This is a genomic window from Synechococcus sp. R60.1 (assembly GCF_047461835.1).
In the GTDB taxonomy this organism is placed as follows: Bacteria; Cyanobacteriota; Cyanobacteriia; order Thermostichales; family Thermostichaceae; genus Thermostichus.
Genome location: NZ_JANSIA010000001.1, coordinates 65,339 through 80,901, shown reverse-complemented (window position 1 = coordinate 80,901; position 15,563 = coordinate 65,339). Strand labels below are relative to the sequence as shown.

At 53.4% G+C, this 15,563-nt stretch carries 15 protein-coding genes; 6 read left to right on the top strand and 9 right to left on the bottom strand.

Annotated elements, in window-relative coordinates:
- Positions 1 to 33 precede the first annotated feature (33 nt).
- Entirely contained in the window at positions 34 to 1,020 is a 987-nt protein-coding gene (gene glyQ, locus NW834_RS00385) for a glycine--tRNA ligase subunit alpha (protein ID WP_414419207.1), read from the bottom strand.
- 52 nt (positions 1,021 to 1,072) lie between these two features.
- Positions 1,073 to 1,837, bottom strand: coding sequence for a peptidase (locus NW834_RS00380; protein WP_414419208.1), 765 nt, complete (start codon positions 1,835 to 1,837; stop codon positions 1,073 to 1,075).
- Positions 1,838 to 2,345: 508 nt separating this feature from the next.
- Here NW834_RS00380 and NW834_RS00375 point away from each other — a divergent pair.
- From NW834_RS00375 to NW834_RS00365, 3 genes are all read left to right on the top strand, one after another.
- Positions 2,346 to 2,798, top strand: a complete 453-nt coding sequence (locus NW834_RS00375; RefSeq protein WP_414391121.1) for a hypothetical protein — start codon at positions 2,346 to 2,348, stop codon at positions 2,796 to 2,798.
- A 17-nt stretch (positions 2,799 to 2,815) separates the two neighbouring features.
- The gene (gene aat / locus NW834_RS00370) at positions 2,816 to 3,394 is read left to right on the top strand and encodes a leucyl/phenylalanyl-tRNA--protein transferase (RefSeq protein WP_414418972.1); all 579 of its coding nucleotides are present in this window, start codon (positions 2,816 to 2,818) and stop codon (positions 3,392 to 3,394) included.
- Between the two features lie 320 nt (positions 3,395 to 3,714).
- Positions 3,715 to 4,215: a low molecular weight protein-tyrosine-phosphatase gene (locus NW834_RS00365; RefSeq protein ID WP_011432541.1), complete on the top strand. Its 501-nt coding sequence runs from the start codon at positions 3,715 to 3,717 to the stop codon at positions 4,213 to 4,215.
- 354 nt (positions 4,216 to 4,569) lie between these two features.
- Here NW834_RS00365 and NW834_RS00360 read toward each other — a convergent pair whose 3' ends face one another.
- The 7 genes from NW834_RS00360 to NW834_RS00330 form a co-directional block, all read right to left on the bottom strand.
- Positions 4,570 to 4,842 (bottom strand): hypothetical protein, encoded by a 273-nt coding sequence (locus NW834_RS00360; RefSeq protein ID WP_414347213.1) that lies wholly within the window; start codon positions 4,840 to 4,842, stop codon positions 4,570 to 4,572.
- A gap of 58 nt (positions 4,843 to 4,900) precedes the next feature.
- On the bottom strand, positions 4,901 to 5,221 hold the full coding sequence (locus NW834_RS00355) for a DUF86 domain-containing protein (protein ID WP_414418968.1): 321 nt from the start codon (positions 5,219 to 5,221) through the stop codon (positions 4,901 to 4,903).
- Entirely contained in the window at positions 5,211 to 5,501 is a 291-nt protein-coding gene (locus tag NW834_RS00350) for a nucleotidyltransferase family protein (protein WP_414418969.1), read from the bottom strand. The genes NW834_RS00355 and NW834_RS00350 overlap by 11 nt, the downstream gene beginning before the upstream one ends.
- Before the next feature lie 203 nt (positions 5,502 to 5,704).
- Positions 5,705 to 6,040, bottom strand: coding sequence for a putative toxin-antitoxin system toxin component, PIN family (locus NW834_RS00345; protein ID WP_414329508.1), 336 nt, complete (start codon positions 6,038 to 6,040; stop codon positions 5,705 to 5,707).
- Positions 6,030 to 6,254, bottom strand: coding sequence for a hypothetical protein (locus tag NW834_RS00340; protein ID WP_414418970.1), 225 nt, complete (start codon positions 6,252 to 6,254; stop codon positions 6,030 to 6,032). Before NW834_RS00340 ends, NW834_RS00345 begins: the two co-directional genes overlap by 11 nt.
- Before the next feature lie 462 nt (positions 6,255 to 6,716).
- The gene (locus NW834_RS00335; protein ID WP_414418971.1) at positions 6,717 to 8,900 is read right to left on the bottom strand and encodes a DEAD/DEAH box helicase; all 2,184 of its coding nucleotides are present in this window, start codon (positions 8,898 to 8,900) and stop codon (positions 6,717 to 6,719) included.
- 294 nt (positions 8,901 to 9,194) lie between these two features.
- Positions 9,195 to 9,626 carry a hypothetical protein gene (locus NW834_RS00330; protein ID WP_414419420.1) on the bottom strand — a complete coding sequence of 144 codons (432 nt, stop codon included), beginning with the start codon at positions 9,624 to 9,626 and terminating at the stop codon, positions 9,195 to 9,197.
- A 164-nt stretch (positions 9,627 to 9,790) separates the two neighbouring features.
- Here NW834_RS00330 and NW834_RS00325 point away from each other — a divergent pair, with 164 nt between their 5' ends.
- The 3 genes from NW834_RS00325 (at position 9,791) to NW834_RS00315 (ending at position 15,438) form a co-directional block, all read left to right on the top strand.
- Positions 9,791 to 10,780 (top strand): integron integrase, encoded by a 990-nt coding sequence (locus NW834_RS00325; protein ID WP_414419051.1) that lies wholly within the window; start codon positions 9,791 to 9,793, stop codon positions 10,778 to 10,780.
- 218 nt (positions 10,781 to 10,998) lie between these two features.
- On the top strand, positions 10,999 to 14,961 hold the full coding sequence (locus NW834_RS00320) for a magnesium chelatase subunit H (protein ID WP_414419052.1): 3,963 nt from the start codon (positions 10,999 to 11,001) through the stop codon (positions 14,959 to 14,961).
- Positions 14,962 to 15,063: 102 nt separating this feature from the next.
- Positions 15,064 to 15,438, top strand: coding sequence for a DUF6883 domain-containing protein (locus tag NW834_RS00315; protein ID WP_414330567.1), 375 nt, complete (start codon positions 15,064 to 15,066; stop codon positions 15,436 to 15,438).
- Positions 15,439 to 15,563 lie beyond the last annotated feature (125 nt).

Here is a 15,563-nt window from a genome sequence, read left to right as displayed (position 1 = left end):
TCATAGCCAAAGGTGGGATCCCTTTCTCAAGAATTAACTCTGGGGAGAGGCACCCCTGTAAACCAAAGCGGGTTCCGGTTGCCGCAGGGCATAGCCGGATCCCGGTCGATCGGCTTGGCTAACGTACAGCTCCGCCAATTGTCGAGCCAGGTTACGGATGCGCCCAATGTAGAGGGTGCGCTCGGCTACAGCAATGACACCACGAGCGTCGAGCAGGTTAAAGGTGTGGGAGCACTTGAGCACATAGTCGTAGGCGGGCAGGAGCAGAGACACGGCCAACCGATCCGGCAACACCTGTTTCTGCAGTTTCTGTTGGGTGGTTTCGATCAAACGCTTGGCCTCGGCTTCGTAGAGCCGGAACAATTCCAGTAGCATCTCCGGATCGGAATACTCGAAGTTGTAATAAGATTGCTCGACCTCATTTTGGAAATAGATTTGTCCATAGGTAATCCGTCCCAGAGAAGGATGCTCATTCCAGCAGAGATCGAAAACCGAATCCACCCCCTGCAGATACATGGCCAGGCGCTCTAGCCCATAGGTAATTTCTACAGAAACCGGGCGACAATCTTGTCCGCCCACCTGCTGAAAGTAGGTGAACTGGGTTACTTCCATGCCGTCCAGCCACACTTCCCAGCCCACGCCCCAAGCCCCCAAGGTGGGAGATTCCCAGTCATCTTCCACAAAGCGAACATCGTGTTCTGCCGGGTTCACGCCCAAAGCTTGCAGGCTATTTAGGTACACATCTTGAATGTCATCGGGGGAGGGCTTGATCAACACTTGGTATTGAAAATAGTGCTGCAGGCGATTGGGGTTTTGACCGTAGCGTCCATCGGTGGGGCGGCGACAGGGTTCGACATAGGCCACTCGCCAGGGATCCGGCCCCAAGGCGCGCAAAAACGTGTGAGGGCTCATGGTGCCGGCGCCTTTTTCCAGGTCGTAGGGTTGCAGGATCAAGCAGCCCTGCTCCCCCCAAAACTGTTGCAGGCGAAAGATCAAGTCTTGAAAGGTGTGGGCTGACATGGCAAGGGTTGGGCAGAGATAGAGCAACCCCTATCCTACCAATCTGCTCTCCTCAGTCGAGCGGCTCTTCTTGATCGACTGGATCCGAGTAGTCCCACTCGATGGGGGGCATTTGGTCGAAGGCTTGTTTGAGGGCGCTCTCCCACAGTTTGCGCATCTTGGCCAGGTAGGGATCCCCGGTGCGCAGGCGCAGACGGTGGGTGACCTTGAACTGATCCGCTTGCACCATCACCAAATCGATGGGGGGGCCGACGGAGATGTTGGATTTCATGGTGGAGTCAATGGAGAGGAGAGCGCATTTGGCCGCATCTGCTAGCGAGGTTTCGTAGGAGAGGGTGCGATCCAAGATTGGCTTGCCGTATTTGGTTTCCCCCACCTGCAAAAAAGGGGTTTCCGGGGTGGCCTGGATGCAGTTGCCCTGGCTGTAGATCAAAAAGAGGGCCGGCTCCTCGCCTCGGATCTGTCCCCCCAACAACAGGCTGCACTGGGCGTCGATGCCGTCTTTTTCCAGCCAGGGCCGGTCTTGCTCCTGGATGTACCGAATCTTGGATCCCAGGTAGCGGGCCACGTCGTAGAGATGGGGGAAGGTGTGGAGATTGGAACTTTCCTGTTGGCGCAGATCCCGCTGCACTTCGGTCAAAACGCCCTGGGTGATGGACAGGTTGCCGGAGGTGCAGATCAAGATCACCCGCTCTTCGGGCACGGAAAAATCGAACAGCTTTTGGTAGGTGGAGACGTAGTCCACCCCGGCGTTGGTGCGGGAATCTGCCGCCATCACCAAGCCAAAGCGGGTGATGATGCCAAGGCAGTAGGTCATGCGAACGATGCGGCTCGGCTCTCTGATTGTAGAGGCGATTGTAGAGCATGACTCTAGTCAATAATAAGCTCAACTATACTGAAAATAATGTATAATATGTTCAGTACGGATTACTACCAGTTGATCTTTTCGAGTCTGCCAACATGGTAGCCAAAGCAAAGCAGAAAATTGGTAGTAAGACGACACGGAAACTGCGCTTTGGGTATTCTACTCAAAGCTTTGCGGGATACCGCCATTCTGTTTGGAAACAAACAGAATGCTATCGCTGCATAGTTGAACAGTGATGTTCAGCAGTGTTCAGCGTAAATGTATCAGATCCGCGATCTCTCAAGCTCCTCCAAAAATAGGCCAAGTCGATCAAGTCGATCCCAGCAGTTGAGGCCGGATCTTATGGACTCCGTCCCACTGTGGCGAGCGGCCACCTGATCTAGAGTGGGAAAGCATGGGCAGTGGGTGTGAGAGCATGGCTCCTTTGCAAGGACGACGCCGGCGGTTTTGGATCTGGAGCATGGTAGTCATCCTGTCCGGGTTTATGGGATCCCTGCTGGCGGGATCGGCCCAGAACCTGGGGGCACAAGCGCAGCAGAGCCTGACTCAAGCCCAACTGGAGCAGGCTCAATATGTGCGCAGTTGTGGCAGTTGCCATGTGGCGTTGCCCGCCCAAGTGTTGCCCACCGAAACCTGGCGACGGCTGCTGCAGGATCCCAACCACTATGGCCAGCAGATCCAGCCCCTGAGCGGTGTGGCTTTACAACTGGCCTGGGGCTATTTGCGGCCCAACTCCCGGCCCCTGCGACAAGGGGAACAGGTGCCCTATCGCTTGGCAGATTCTCGCTATTTCCGTGCCCTGCATCTGCAAGTGGAGTTTCCCACTCCTGTGCGGGTGAGCGCCTGTGTGGATTGTCACCCCAGGGCCAATGGGGGGGATTTTGCCAGCCTCTCTGCAGAATGGCAATCTTGAGGAGCGCAACTGAGGCAATGCAGGTGGATCTGGCCACCATTCTGTCAGGCTATGCCCAAGGCTACTTTCTGATGGCCGACGAAGAGACGGGATCCCTGGCTTGGTACAGCACCGACCAGCACGCGGTGATCCCCCTCGATGAGCGATTTCACTGCCCCCGTTCGTTGCGGCCCTTGGTGCGCAGCGGTCGCTTTCAGGTGCGGCTGAACTGCGCTTTTGAGCAGGTGGTAGAGGGCTGTGCCGCTCGTCACCAAACCTGGATTAGCCCCGAGCTGAAGCAGATTTACGCAGCTCTGCACCGGTCTGGCTTTGCCCACAGCTTTGAAACCTGGCAGGGAGAGACCTTGGCAGGCGGGATCCTGGGTATTGCCCTTGGGGCGGCGTTTATCGGCGAGTCCATGTTCTACCGCATTCCCAACGGCTCGAAGGTGGCCCTGGTGAAGTTGGTGGAGCACTTGCGAGAGCGGGGCTTTCGCCTCTTCGACGCTCAGTTGATGAACCCGCATCTGGCCCGTTTCGGCGCCTTTCTCATGGATGGACAAGAGTACCTGAAGCTATTGCAGCAGTGCCTGGGGATCCCTTGTCGGTTCGATTAGACCTGTGATGCTCAAAGCGACAGGCTTCCCAATAGCTGCTGTTAGATCATTGCAGCGGCTCTTGGTGGGAAACTTGGTGGAAAATGAGGGAGGACTCCACTCTGCTGCTGTGAGCGAATACATCCCGTGGTGGGCCAGCACATGGGATCCGCTCTGTTCCCGTCAGTGGCAGATGAGACTGGCTCGCAAACACCGTTCGTTGCCGTCTGTGCTCTTCTGCGCTCAGAACGAAGAACTATTATGCTCAGACCAAAGAACCATTAGATTAGATGGGCATTGTTATAAGGTGAGAGGAGTTCTCTACTGCTGTTGAGATTGTCATGAGCCAAAAGCTTCTGTTCGTCTGTCTGGGCAACATCTGTCGTTCTCCCACTGCTGAGGGCATCACCAATCACCTTTTGCGCAGCAGCGGCCATAAGGAAGCAATTATCTGCGACTCAGCAGGTACGGCAGCCTATCACATCGGCAGCCCCCCAGATAGGCGCATGCAACAAGCAGCCCGATGCTATGGCCTAGAGCTACAAGGCAAGGCCCGCCAGATTCGACCTGCCGACCTGCGCGAGTTTGACCTGATCCTGGCTATGGATCGACAAAATTACCGCGACATTCTCAGCTTGGATCCCCAGGGAAAATATGCCGAGAAAGTGCGCCTGATGTGCAGCTATTGCCGCTCTCATTCTGACGAAGAAGTTCCGGATCCCTACTACGGGGGTGAGGCTGGATTCCATTACGTGATCGAGCTGCTCTGGGATGCCTGTAGCGGCTTGCTGGAATCCCTGGTTCCCGGGATCCAATGCCCACCGTTGCCCCCCCGTGCTTGAGAGCTTGTGTGTTTATTTACAGTCAATTCAAATGGCGATGAGACGGTAGCCAGTACAATAGCTCCGTTTGCGATAGTCATTCCGAACAAGTTTGGGACATTTGTCCTGCCTTCGATCTCTAACCGGCCAACACAAACATACCCCTTATCTGTCTCCCAAAGCAGACTAGGGGAACCTGGGATCCCCAAGTTGCTTTCCTGCAGTCTGAAACAACCATATATCCTGGCCCAGAGGGATCCTCATCTAACTTAATTGCCTCTATTTCCGATGCTGCTCCGGCAATTTGTCGGATTCATCCTCATCAGCGTTTTGTGCAGATCGGGATCCACATAACTCCAGACACCGCGCCTTTGCTTAGGTACGGGCTGAGAAGGGAACTTCCGGCTCCTCCGAGCCAACGATGTACGGGTCGTCTCCAAACGAAGTGTATTCGCTGTAGAGCTCGTCAGCAGTCATGCTGGGCCGCAAAGCCTCAATCAAAAACTCGTCGACGATACGCTTACAAGCGGCAATTGCGGCTTCGAGGGTCTCAAACTTTCCGTACTCGTACTCTTTATATTTCTCCACATAGTGGAAGTTGTCGGCAACCACCACAGTAAATGGGCGCGCTGGATCGGAGCCGGGCATGAGGTGAGGTCTAATGCTGCTGTTACTTCCGACATTATACATTTCTCTTAAGGGTTTATCAATTAGAGGTTTCTAATAAAATAAGATCTTCTTGAATCGTTTGCCAGATGATGGACAAACTCACTTGAAAATACTCATGGATCACAATATTCCGCATTCCCCGCATTTCGTCCCATGGAATTTCAGGATGCGAAGCCTCCACCTCTGGTGGAATGCCGCGAACTGCTTCACCAATAATTGCAAGATTATACAAAACTGCCCCAACTGTCTTTCGATCGACTTGAAATTCATCGAACGTGATGTCTTTTATAAACTCTCGAATCTCTTCAATCGCAGCTAGCACGTCTCTTACTCTGTTCTGCCAATCTCTAGAAGGCACGAACCACCTCCCGGAGAACGGATTCTTGCAGATAGAGCTTGAGGGAGTCAGGCGTACCTAGATCAACCGGACTCTCTAAAATTTCCTCTAGATATCGTTTCAAGCGTACAAAAGTGAACAATCCAACTGGACGGTCAAACTCTACTAGCAGATCGATATCACTGTCTGTTTGCGCTTCATCCCTTGCTACTGAACCAAAGAGCATTAGAGACTTTACGCCAAAGTCCTTCAGAGTGTTCTGGTGATTTGCCAGTAATGTAAGGACTTCCTGTTTTTGCATTACCCAACCTGCAATGAAAAGAAAAGTCCATTAGGAATTATAGCTCACCTATTTCCTCTCAATTACGACTCAAACAAAGATTCATAACGCTTTGCAGGTCGCAGGCACAGTTGAGCCGAGGCACACCTTGCAGAGGACAGGGATCTCTGGGTTCCCGCAATGAGGGCATTTGAGCTTGCTCATCATCTTGTCTCTGGGTACATCTAACGGCACGCACATCTTGCCTTGCCATTAACAGCCAGTTCAAGAAACTTGTCGTCTTTGGGATCACGACACGTCGCCACGCGCTCTACAATCTCCACCAAGACGCCATCTCTAACAAAAGTGCTCAAGAACTCCATCCGTTCTTCCTCGGTTATATACCTTTCAAATCCTTTGCGCCGCAGGACATCGCTCAATTCTTCAACGGTCACACGTGAGATAAGCAATTTGCCTCTCTGTGTTGCCCTGTCAAAGACTTGACGAGTGACAGAACATCTCAACAGGAGCGCACTGATAACAACATTGGTATCAAAAACAAAGCATGGTTCATTCGACATTCAGCAGAGATTCCAGTATCTCAGGAGTTAAGCCACACTCCTGTGCTTTTTGGCTGATTTCATCTATGACAACCTGAAGGGGACGCGGTGGTACGATGAGGTCGCGCAGCCAAAGGTTAAGTAACAACTGAAACTTTCTTTGCAGGTCAGCAGGAATTTGACTGTAAAGTCTCGCTGTATCTGCATCCAGAGGAATGGTAATCACTGTGTTCATCTTTCCAACTCCTCGATGTTGGATATTATTACACTTGAGATTAAGTCGCGCTGGCTAACGGCTAAGCTCACCTGCTACTAACAGCTTTAGGAACTGCTCAGAACATAACACTGGGTCAGGTGCAGCGACTCGTTATGTTGTGTAGATTTTACACCGATTGCCTTTGCTACCTGCAGACCCCAGCGCCCCCTTACCAACAACCTTGACCAGGCACAACTCTGGCGCTGGCAACATAACGGTTGAACTCACCCGCCACCAGTATAGCTAAGCATACAAAGGTTGGCATGATATGGGTCGCTGGGCGTAGCCCCACATTGGTTTCCCAGAATCTTAAGGCGACAACCTTAACCTACCTAGCTATAGTTTTGGGTAATGACTAAAGTATAGCTTCAAGTCGGGTGCAGTGATTTGTTATGTTGCACTTACAATTGGTAGCAAATATTGATACGAGTTTCTAATTTGCTATTCAAAATCTTCATCATTAATCCTTTTCAATGAGGATTGATTGAATGCTTTAAAGGCTAGATTTGGGTACTGTTGCACAATAGCTCTCAATTCTTCAAAAACTGGGCTCGCACCCTCAACCCCAGTTACAACGCACCAGATACGCGCTCGTGTAAGTGCAACAAAGGCTTCGTTACGCTTCTGTAGTTCTGACTCTCCTCTCCAAGCTAATGGCTGGGTAGCACAATGAAATCTGCAAGCATAAACCTTCCACGCCTCATTGCCCTTGGCTCGGAAAATTGTTGAGATCGTGATGCAGTTATCCATGCGAAAGGTATCCAGATTTGTATCAACACCTGCAATAACGCTTTGGATACCTCGCCTTGAGAGTTTAGATTTTATTGCTTCAAAGTACTGCTGTTCTTTATCACCAGTGGGGCAAGTAATCAACAAGTCCCAAGGGTCGAAGCCTAACTTCAGATCTTCCTCCACTTGTTGAGCAATCCATTCCTGCTCTTCCAACTCATCCGAAAAAGTCTGGATGCGTAAAGGTGAGCCTAAAGCGTCCTTGTGAGGAAAATCATCACTGTCTATGGGGTGAGGGCTGTTTTTTGCCTCGCGCGTAACTGTGACTGTTTTGCCAGCTTTGACACTTGCATCTGAAAAATCTCCATCCAGAACAGTGTAACCTAGTTTTTCCCAATCCTCTTTGTTACTCACTCCTTGCAAACAACCCTCTTGTCGCAGTAAGCCCATGTTGATAGCGTGAGCAGCCATGAGAAGCATTTTAGGTGTTCGGTAGCATCGGTTTAAATTGTGTGCCTTGCGCAGTCCTCCTTCGTAGGTAGGGCTGGTTATGGTTCCATCAGGAAGTTTGTTCCCACCTAAATCTACTACTGGTGTTCCATCTGGATTAAGCCCAAAGATATGCAAAGGACGAGGTACCGTCAGGGTTCCAATCCCCTGTGCTTCGTCGTATGCCCAATAAAGTCGTTTTGGGTCAGATAAACTTTTATAAGCTAATCGATAGAAGGATGGGGGCAAATCCTGTCCTTCGTCTATCAAGATCGCATCAAAAAGTACAGGTATGTTCGGCACCCTTTTCTCCAGATCATCGCAAACATACTCAAAAGCCTCTGATGGAGAGCAGTTGCGCCCCATCCTCTCTCTTACATCCTTGACACTCAGAGGACGTATTCCCGATTTTTGGGCTAAGTTACGGTAGAAACCGTTACGCTCTCTTGAACCCCAAGCATGTAGTACTTGTACATTGTGCCAGTTTGGCTCTACATCTCCTTCATCCTGCCGAACCATTTCACGATAGTAAAGACTGATTAAACCTATGATTTGGTCGTAAAGTGCCTGTGTAAAAAACACAAAAGCAATTTTCCAGTCAGGGTGCGCGGCATGGATTTTTGCGGCTCTCTTGGCAAATAGAACGGTTTTCCCTGTTCCTGCTAATCCTCTAACACGCTGAGGGCCATCTGGAACCTCAAAAGCTACCTTTTGCTGTTGATCGTCCAGAAAACGAAGGCGAGATTCCAGATAATGGATGACTCTTACAGGATTTTCGGGTGGCGTTCCTGTGGGTATGGCTCTAGGTTCTTGTCTTGGTAGCGAACCGCCCAGTAAAGCAACTATGTTTTGCCACTGTTCATCAGATAGAGGACGCTGTGGATTTTCGCAAGCGCCCAACTGTAGTTTTTCTCGGAGAGTCGATGGCTTCAGATCCTCCTCCAGCAAAACAACGCCATGGGTACACGGCAAGTCAGAAAATCCTTTATCTTGCCATTCTTGCTCTTTAACAAAGGGTAATACCACTCTGTAGTGTGAGGCGACCAGTCCTCGTGTTTCTCTTCGTTCTGTGAGTTTCGCACTTATTGCAAACATGCCATCCTCAGCTTGAAGCATAGGCAATTCCTCTTCCCTATGCCAATTAGTCATTTTCCACTGATGCCCTTCGATACTTTCAATGTTAGCGATACTGCACCCTTTACACTCAAATACCCACAATCCTAAATCTCTGTGCATAAAGATAACGTCAGGTTCTCTGGTGAGATTGCCTGTGCGTTTAAAAATTGGATACCTAAAGTAAGCTACGCATGGCTCATTCTGAAATGTCTTTTTGAGGCATTCCCAAAACTTTTTCTCTGCTGTGTTTGGGTTAAGTGGAGCATAGTTCTGGAACTTACCTTCTGACATGCTGCTTCCAAATGACTAAACTAAATCTATTTGACTAATAAGACAAGCAATATGACGTCTGAACTCACCCGCGGCCACTGGCTTTGGATGATATGAATAGCTTAGCATACGGTCGGGTGCAGTGACTTGTTATGTTGTGTAGATTTTGCGCTGATCGCCTCTGCTACCCACCGACCCCAGCGCCCCCTTACCAACAACCTTGACTAGGCACAACTCTGGCGCTGGCAACATAACGTTAAAGCTCACCGGCGGCAATGAAGCGCAGCGGAATTGCCGTCCGAGTGCAGCGCCTTGTTAGCGATTTTCATTGCTTTCATCTTTCAACGCGGCGCCTGCAATTACCAACCCAGCTCCAACAATGAGCAACGCCCAACCCCATTGCAACTGCACTGACTGCATAGCCATGTCTGCTAAACCCCGAAACGGATTGCCAGCAAGCTCTGTTTCCATCTGACTTTTCATGTCGGATATTTTCATTTGGAAATTTATAAAAGTAAAAGCCATTACGGCCAAACTACCAACACCGGTGAACCATAGACCTTTATATTTCTTCGTGAGTACAAGCACCAAGGAGACTATCGCCAAAATCAATATCAACGTTCCATCACCTTTGCCATTTTGGAAATAGTTCATATTGCCCATGATCGGGACGCTCACGATAGGCGCGAACACCCCGATGAAAAGAACGATTGAACCGATTAGGCCGAGGATCTGTTTTGTGTTCATGGTTTCTCCTTTGTTGTATCGCTAACATGTGTTTCTGCAGCTAGATGACTGATAATCACCTAAGAAGCAGACTTTTCCATCGCCTAGTGTAATGCTACCCTAATTTGTCTGTATAGTCAACATTTTGAGCGATAATTACCTCCAAAGGGTTTTTATCTGGCTGAATGAGCATTAACACACCCATACCTAGACCCAGAAAGCTCCTGGAGCAAGTCAGTGATGCCCTCCGGGTCAAACACTACTCCTACCAAACCGAGAAATCTTATCTTCTCTGGATCCGTCGCTTTATCTTGTTTCACAACAAGCGACACCCCAAGGAGATGGGCGGCGAAGAAATCAACGCCTTTCTCACTCACCTGGCGGTGGAGGGTAAGGTTGCCGCTTCCACCCAAAACCAGGCTCTCAGTGCGCTGTTGTTCCTTTACCGAGAAGTGCTGCATCTGGAGCTAGACCTTGACCTAGACGCCGTGCGAGCCAAACGGTCACGCTATTTGCCTACGGTCTTAACCCCTGAGGAGGTCAAAGCCATCATTGTGCATCTATCCGGGATCCATCGCTTGGTGGTGCAGGTGCTGTATGGCAGTGGCTTGCGATTGGCGGAAGCCCAGCAGCTCCGGGTCAAAGATGTGGATTTTAACCAACGGCAACTGGTGATTCGCAATAGTAAAGGGATGGAGAGCCGGTTAACGATGCTGCCAGAAACCTTAGTGGAACCTTTGCAAGAACACTTGCTCTGGGCAAAGCGACAACATCAGCAGGATTTGGAACAAGGATACGGCTCAGTCTATCTGCCATTTGCTTTGGAGCGCAAGTATCCCAATGCGGAGCGGGAGTGGAGCTGGCAATATGTCTTTCCGGCAGAAAGGTTATCTCAGGATCCTCGCACTGGCATCACCCGCCGCCATCATTTGCATGAGTCTGGATTACAACGGGCGATTAAACAAGCTGTCCAAAAAACCGGGATCCCCAAGCGGGTCAGTTGCCACACCTTCCGCCATAGTTTTGCCACTCATCTCCTGCAAAACGGCTACGACATCCGCACCGTCCAAGAATTGTTGGGCCACAAAGATGTCAAAACCACCATGATTTACACCCATGTGCTGAATAAAGGCGGGCGCGGGGTGAGAAGTCCATTGGATCCTTTGGATCCTTAGAAGGGGACGCTCTCTGGGGAAGGGATCCTCTTCCCCTTTACAGTACCTCAGCGATCATTGCGAATTATTACGACCTTGCCGCCATGCTCCCAGCAGGGATCCGTTTCTCTGGTAGAACGGGAAACAGACAATAGGGGATCCTGCCTATCGCGTCAGCGGGACGGAGTCCTTTCCCCAGTTCACCCCATCTTTTGCATTGCACGACGGAGAGCGACCGCATGTTTACTCTGGTTAAGCCCATCACCCGCCACGTTACCCCTGCCGAGGTAGGGGATCGCCGCTTGATGAAGGTGGTGTATGTGGTGTTGGAGCCGCAATATCAGAGTGCCCTGACCGCAGCAGTGCAGCACATCAACGCCCACAACTCCAAGCTGGCGGTGGAGCTGTCCGGCTATCTGGTGGAGGAGCTGCGGGATCCCGCGGGCTATGAGGCTTTTCGGCGGGATCTGGAAACGGCCGATGTCTTTATTGGATCCTTGATCTTCATCGAGGACATTGCCCAGAAGGTGGTGCAGGCGGTGCAGCCCCTGCGGGAGCGGCTGGATGCGGTGGTGGTGTTTCCCTCCATGCCGGAGGTGATGCGCCTGAACAAGATGGGATCCTTTTCTATGGCGCAGCTGGGCCAGTCCAAGAGCGCCATTGCCCAGTTCATGCGCAAGCGCCAGCAGGGATCCAACTTCCAGGAGGGGATGCTGAAGCTGCTGCAGACGCTGCCCAAGGTGCTGAAGTATCTGCCCTTCGACAAGGCGCAGGATGCCCGCAACTTCATGCTCAGCTTCCAGTACTGGCTGGGGGGATCCCGCGAGAACCTGGAGAACTTTTTGCTGATGCTGGCGGATCGCTACCTGCCGGGGATGCGGGGGCAGCTCTCCTTTGCCGAGCCGGTCACCTACTTGGAGATGGGCATCTGGCACCCCTTGGCGCCGCAGATGTTTGCCAGTCTGGCGGAGTATTTGGATTGGTACAACGCCCGCGAGGATCTGCCGCAGGACGTGAAGGATCCCTTGGCTCCCTGCGTGGGATTGGTGCTGCAGCGCACCCACCTGGTGACGGGGGATGATGCCCACTACGTGGCCATGGTGCAAGAGCTGGAGTCGCGCGGGGCGCGGGTGGTGCCGGTGTTTGCCGGGGGTCTAGATTTCTCCAAGCCGGTGAACGAGTTTTTCTGGAACGCGCAGAAGACAGCGCCCATTGTGGATGTGGTCGTGTCGCTAACCGGGTTTGCCCTGGTGGGGGGGCCGGCGCGGCAGGATCACCCCAAGGCGGTGGAAGCGCTGCAACGGCTGAATCGCCCCTACATGGTGGCGCTGCCCTTGGTGTTTCAATCGACGGAGGAATGGGCTGCCAGCGACCTGGGGCTGCACCCGGTGCAGGTGGCTCTGCAGATTGCCATTCCCGAGCTGGACGGGGCCATTGATCCCATCATCCTCTCAGGGCGGGACGCGGCCACCGGCAAAGCCCATGCCATGCAGGATCGGATCGAGCTGATCGCGGCGCGGGCCATTAAATGGGCCAATTTGCGGCGCAAGCCCAAGCTGGAGAAGAAGATCGCCATCACCGTCTTCAGCTTCCCACCGGACAAAGGCAATGTGGGGACAGCAGCCTACTTGGATGTATTTGCCTCTATTCACCGGGTGATGCAGGCCCTGGCCCACAACGGCTATGACCTCGGCCCCGAGCTGCCCAAAACCCCGCAGGAGCTGATGGAGTCCATCCTGCACGATCCCCAGGCCCAGTACGCCAGCCCGGAGCTGAATGTGGCCGCCAAACTGTCGGTGCGGGAGTACGAGGCGCTGACACCCTACGTGAAAGCCATCGAGCAATACTGGGGGCCAGCGCCGGGGCACCTGAATACCGATGGGCAAAATCTGTTGATCTACGGCAAGCACTTTGGCAATGTGTTCATCGGGGTGCAGCCCACCTTCGGCTATGAAGGGGATCCCATGCGGCTGCTTTTTTCCAGGTCAGCCAGCCCCCACCACGGCTTTGCTGCCTACTACACCTACCTGGAGAAAGTTTGGGGGGCGGATGCGGTGTTGCACTTTGGCACCCATGGATCCCTGGAGTTTATGCCGGGCAAGCAGATCGGCATGTCGGGCGAGTGCTATCCGGATAATCTAATTGGATCCCTGCCCAACCTGTACTACTACGCCGCCAACAACCCCAGTGAGGCCACTATTGCCAAGCGGCGGGGCTACGCCTGCACCATCAGCTACCTGACGCCGCCGGCAGAAAACGCCGGCCTCTACAAGGGGCTGCAAGAGCTGCGGGAGATGATCGGCTCCTACCAAACCCTGCGGGAGGGGGCGCGGGGCATCGCCATCGTCAACGCCATCTGCGACAAGGCGCGGCTGGTGAACCTGGACAAGGATGTGGAGTTGCCCCAGGGGGACGCCGCCCAGTTGAGCTTGGAAGAGCGGGACAGGGTGGTGGGCAAGCTCTACGCCCAGCTGATGGAGATCGAGTCGCGGCTGTTGCCCTGTGGTCTGCACGTCATTGGAGCGCCCCCCACAGCAGAGGAGGCGATTGCCACCCTGGTGAGCATTGCCAGCATCGACCGCCCGGAAGAAGGGATCCTGGGTCTGCCGCGCATTCTTGCCCAAAGCCTGGGCCGGGACATCGACGAGATCTACCGCAACCGGGATCGGGGACACCTGGCGGATACGGAGCTGCTGGATCGCATCAACAAGGCCTGCCAGAAGGCGGTGGCGGCGCTGGTGCAGGAGCAGACCGACGCCCAGGGCCGGGTCGCGCGGGTGGCCAAGCTCAACTTTTTCAACATGGGCCGGCAAGCCCCCTGGTTGGCAGTCCTAAAAGAAGCGGGCTACCCCCAGGTGGATCCGGATCTTTTGAAGCCCTTGTTTGAATTTCTGGAGGAGTGCCTCAAGCAAATTACGGCAGATTATGAGCTGGGATCCCTGCTGCGGGCCTTGGAAGGGGAGTACATTTTGCCGGGGCCGGGGGGGGATCCCATCCGCAACCCCAATGTGTTGCCGACAGGGCGCAACATCCACGCTTTGGATCCCCAGTCTATCCCCACGGCAGCCGCCATCCAGTCGGCGGAGATGGTGGTGGAACGGCTGCTGGCTCGCGAGATGAGCAGTAACGGTGGCCGGTACCCGGAAACCATCTCGGTGGTGCTCTGGGGCACCGACAACATCAAGACCTACGGGGAGTCGCTGGCGCAGGTGCTGTGTTTGCTGGGGGTGCGACCCAAACCCGATGCCCTGGGGCGGGTGAACAAGGTGGAGTTAATCCCCTTAGAGGAACTGGGCCGGCCCCGCATTGATGTGGTGGTGAACTGCTCGGGGGTGTTCCGGGATCTGTTTGTTAACCAGATGGACCTGATCGACCGGGCGGTGAAGCTGGCGGCCGCAGCGGTGGAGCCACCGGAGCTGAACTTTGTGCGCAAGCACGCCTTGCAGCAGGCAGAAGAACTGGGGCTGACGTTGGAGCAGGCGGCAACGCGGGTCTTTTCCAACGCTTCCGGATCCTACTCCGCCAACATCAACCTGGCGGTGGAAAACAGCTCCTGGGAGGACGAGAGGGAGCTGCGGGAGATGTACCTATCCCGCAAGTCCTTTGCCTTTGGCTCGAATCTGCCTAACCAGCAGATGCGGCAGCTTTTTGAAGCCAGCTTGAAGACGGTGGATGTGACCTTCCAGAACCTGGACTCCTCGGAGATCAGCCTGACCGATGTCAGCCACTACTTCGACGCGGATCCCACCAAGCTGGTGCAGAGCCTGCGCCCCGACGGCAAGGCCCCCTCGGCCTACATGGCAGATACCACCACGCCCAACGCCCAGATCCGCACCCTGAGCGAAACCATCCGTCTGGACGCCCGCACCAAGCTCCTCAACCCCAAGTGGTATGAGGGGATGCTCAAGCACGGCTACGAAGGGGTACGGGAGATCGCCAAGCGGTTGGTCAACACTTCGGGCTGGTCGGCCACGGCAGGTGCGGTGGACAACTGGATCTACGAAGAAACCAACGAGACCTTCATCAAGGATGAGGCCATGCGGCAGCGCTTGATGAACCTCAACCCCCACTCCTTCCGGCGCATTGTCGGATCCCTGCTGGAGGTGCATGGGCGTGGTTACTGGCAGACTTCCCAGGCCAATATCGAGCGTCTGCAGGAGCTGTATCAGGAGATCGAGGACAGAATCGAAGGGGTGGAGTAATTAATATGGTTGTTTCAGGTTAGCGTGAGACGTCTGGGCTACTGTTCGCGCCAGCGGGACGGAGTCCTTAGACCTTACGTGAAGTCGGCAAAAGCTGCAACCATGGCCGGATCCTTGCCCAGGGCTTCTGAAGCAGCAGTGGATCCTGCCAAGTTCGTTGATTACTCTATGAATCCAGCTAATCCTGGAAATCAAGGCAAGTGGATTGCCTTTGCAGAGCTTGGCTATGATGTCAGTACACCAGAGGGAAGAAGGGTGGGATTTGCTCACATTCTGCAACAGGTTACTGCTGCTCTGCCTTGCGCCTTAGCCGGGGATCCGTTTCCAACACCCTATGGAAGCCGCTATCGAGTCAAGATTGAAATTTTGGGCCTCAATCAGAAAAAAGGCACTTTAGTGACCGTGTGGCAGGTTGATAAGGAAAGTTTAATCCCTCGTTTGGTCACCAATTGGCTAGAGGTACACAATGATGAGTAAAACCACTTCTAGAATCAAGCCATACAGTAGAGTCAAAACTGTGGCAGATGTCAAGGAGTATTTCAGCGAGACCACTATTCCTGCTGGAACTCAGGGATCCATTGTGGAATGTTACTCAGATCCCA

What these genes read in the sequence shown, in the direction of transcription:
- NW834_RS00315 (WP_414330567.1), top strand. Translation starts at nt 15,064, where the DNA reads ATGGCCGGATCCTTGCCCAGGGCTTCTGAAGCAGCAGTGGATCCTGCC.
- NW834_RS00320 (WP_414419052.1), top strand. Translation starts at nt 10,999, where the DNA reads ATGTTTACTCTGGTTAAGCCCATCACCCGCCACGTTACCCCTGCCGAG.
- NW834_RS00350 (WP_414418969.1), bottom strand. Translation starts at nt 5,501, where the DNA reads ATGCAAAAACAGGAAGTCCTTACATTACTGGCAAATCACCAGAACACT.
- glyQ (WP_414419207.1), bottom strand. Translation starts at nt 1,020, where the DNA reads ATGTCAGCCCACACCTTTCAAGACTTGATCTTTCGCCTGCAACAGTTT.
- NW834_RS00330 (WP_414419420.1), bottom strand. Translation starts at nt 9,626, where the DNA reads ATGAACACAAAACAGATCCTCGGCCTAATCGGTTCAATCGTTCTTTTC.
- NW834_RS00380 (WP_414419208.1), bottom strand. Translation starts at nt 1,837, where the DNA reads ATGACCTACTGCCTTGGCATCATCACCCGCTTTGGCTTGGTGATGGCG.
- NW834_RS00335 (WP_414418971.1), bottom strand. Translation starts at nt 8,900, where the DNA reads ATGTCAGAAGGTAAGTTCCAGAACTATGCTCCACTTAACCCAAACACA.
- NW834_RS00360 (WP_414347213.1), bottom strand. Translation starts at nt 4,842, where the DNA reads ATGCCCGGCTCCGATCCAGCGCGCCCATTTACTGTGGTGGTTGCCGAC.
- NW834_RS00345 (WP_414329508.1), bottom strand. Translation starts at nt 6,040, where the DNA reads ATGTCGAATGAACCATGCTTTGTTTTTGATACCAATGTTGTTATCAGT.
- aat (WP_414418972.1), top strand. Translation starts at nt 2,816, where the DNA reads ATGCAGGTGGATCTGGCCACCATTCTGTCAGGCTATGCCCAAGGCTAC.
- NW834_RS00365 (WP_011432541.1), top strand. Translation starts at nt 3,715, where the DNA reads ATGAGCCAAAAGCTTCTGTTCGTCTGTCTGGGCAACATCTGTCGTTCT.
- NW834_RS00340 (WP_414418970.1), bottom strand. Translation starts at nt 6,254, where the DNA reads ATGAACACAGTGATTACCATTCCTCTGGATGCAGATACAGCGAGACTT.
- NW834_RS00375 (WP_414391121.1), top strand. Translation starts at nt 2,346, where the DNA reads ATGGTAGTCATCCTGTCCGGGTTTATGGGATCCCTGCTGGCGGGATCG.
- NW834_RS00325 (WP_414419051.1), top strand. Translation starts at nt 9,791, where the DNA reads ATGAGCATTAACACACCCATACCTAGACCCAGAAAGCTCCTGGAGCAA.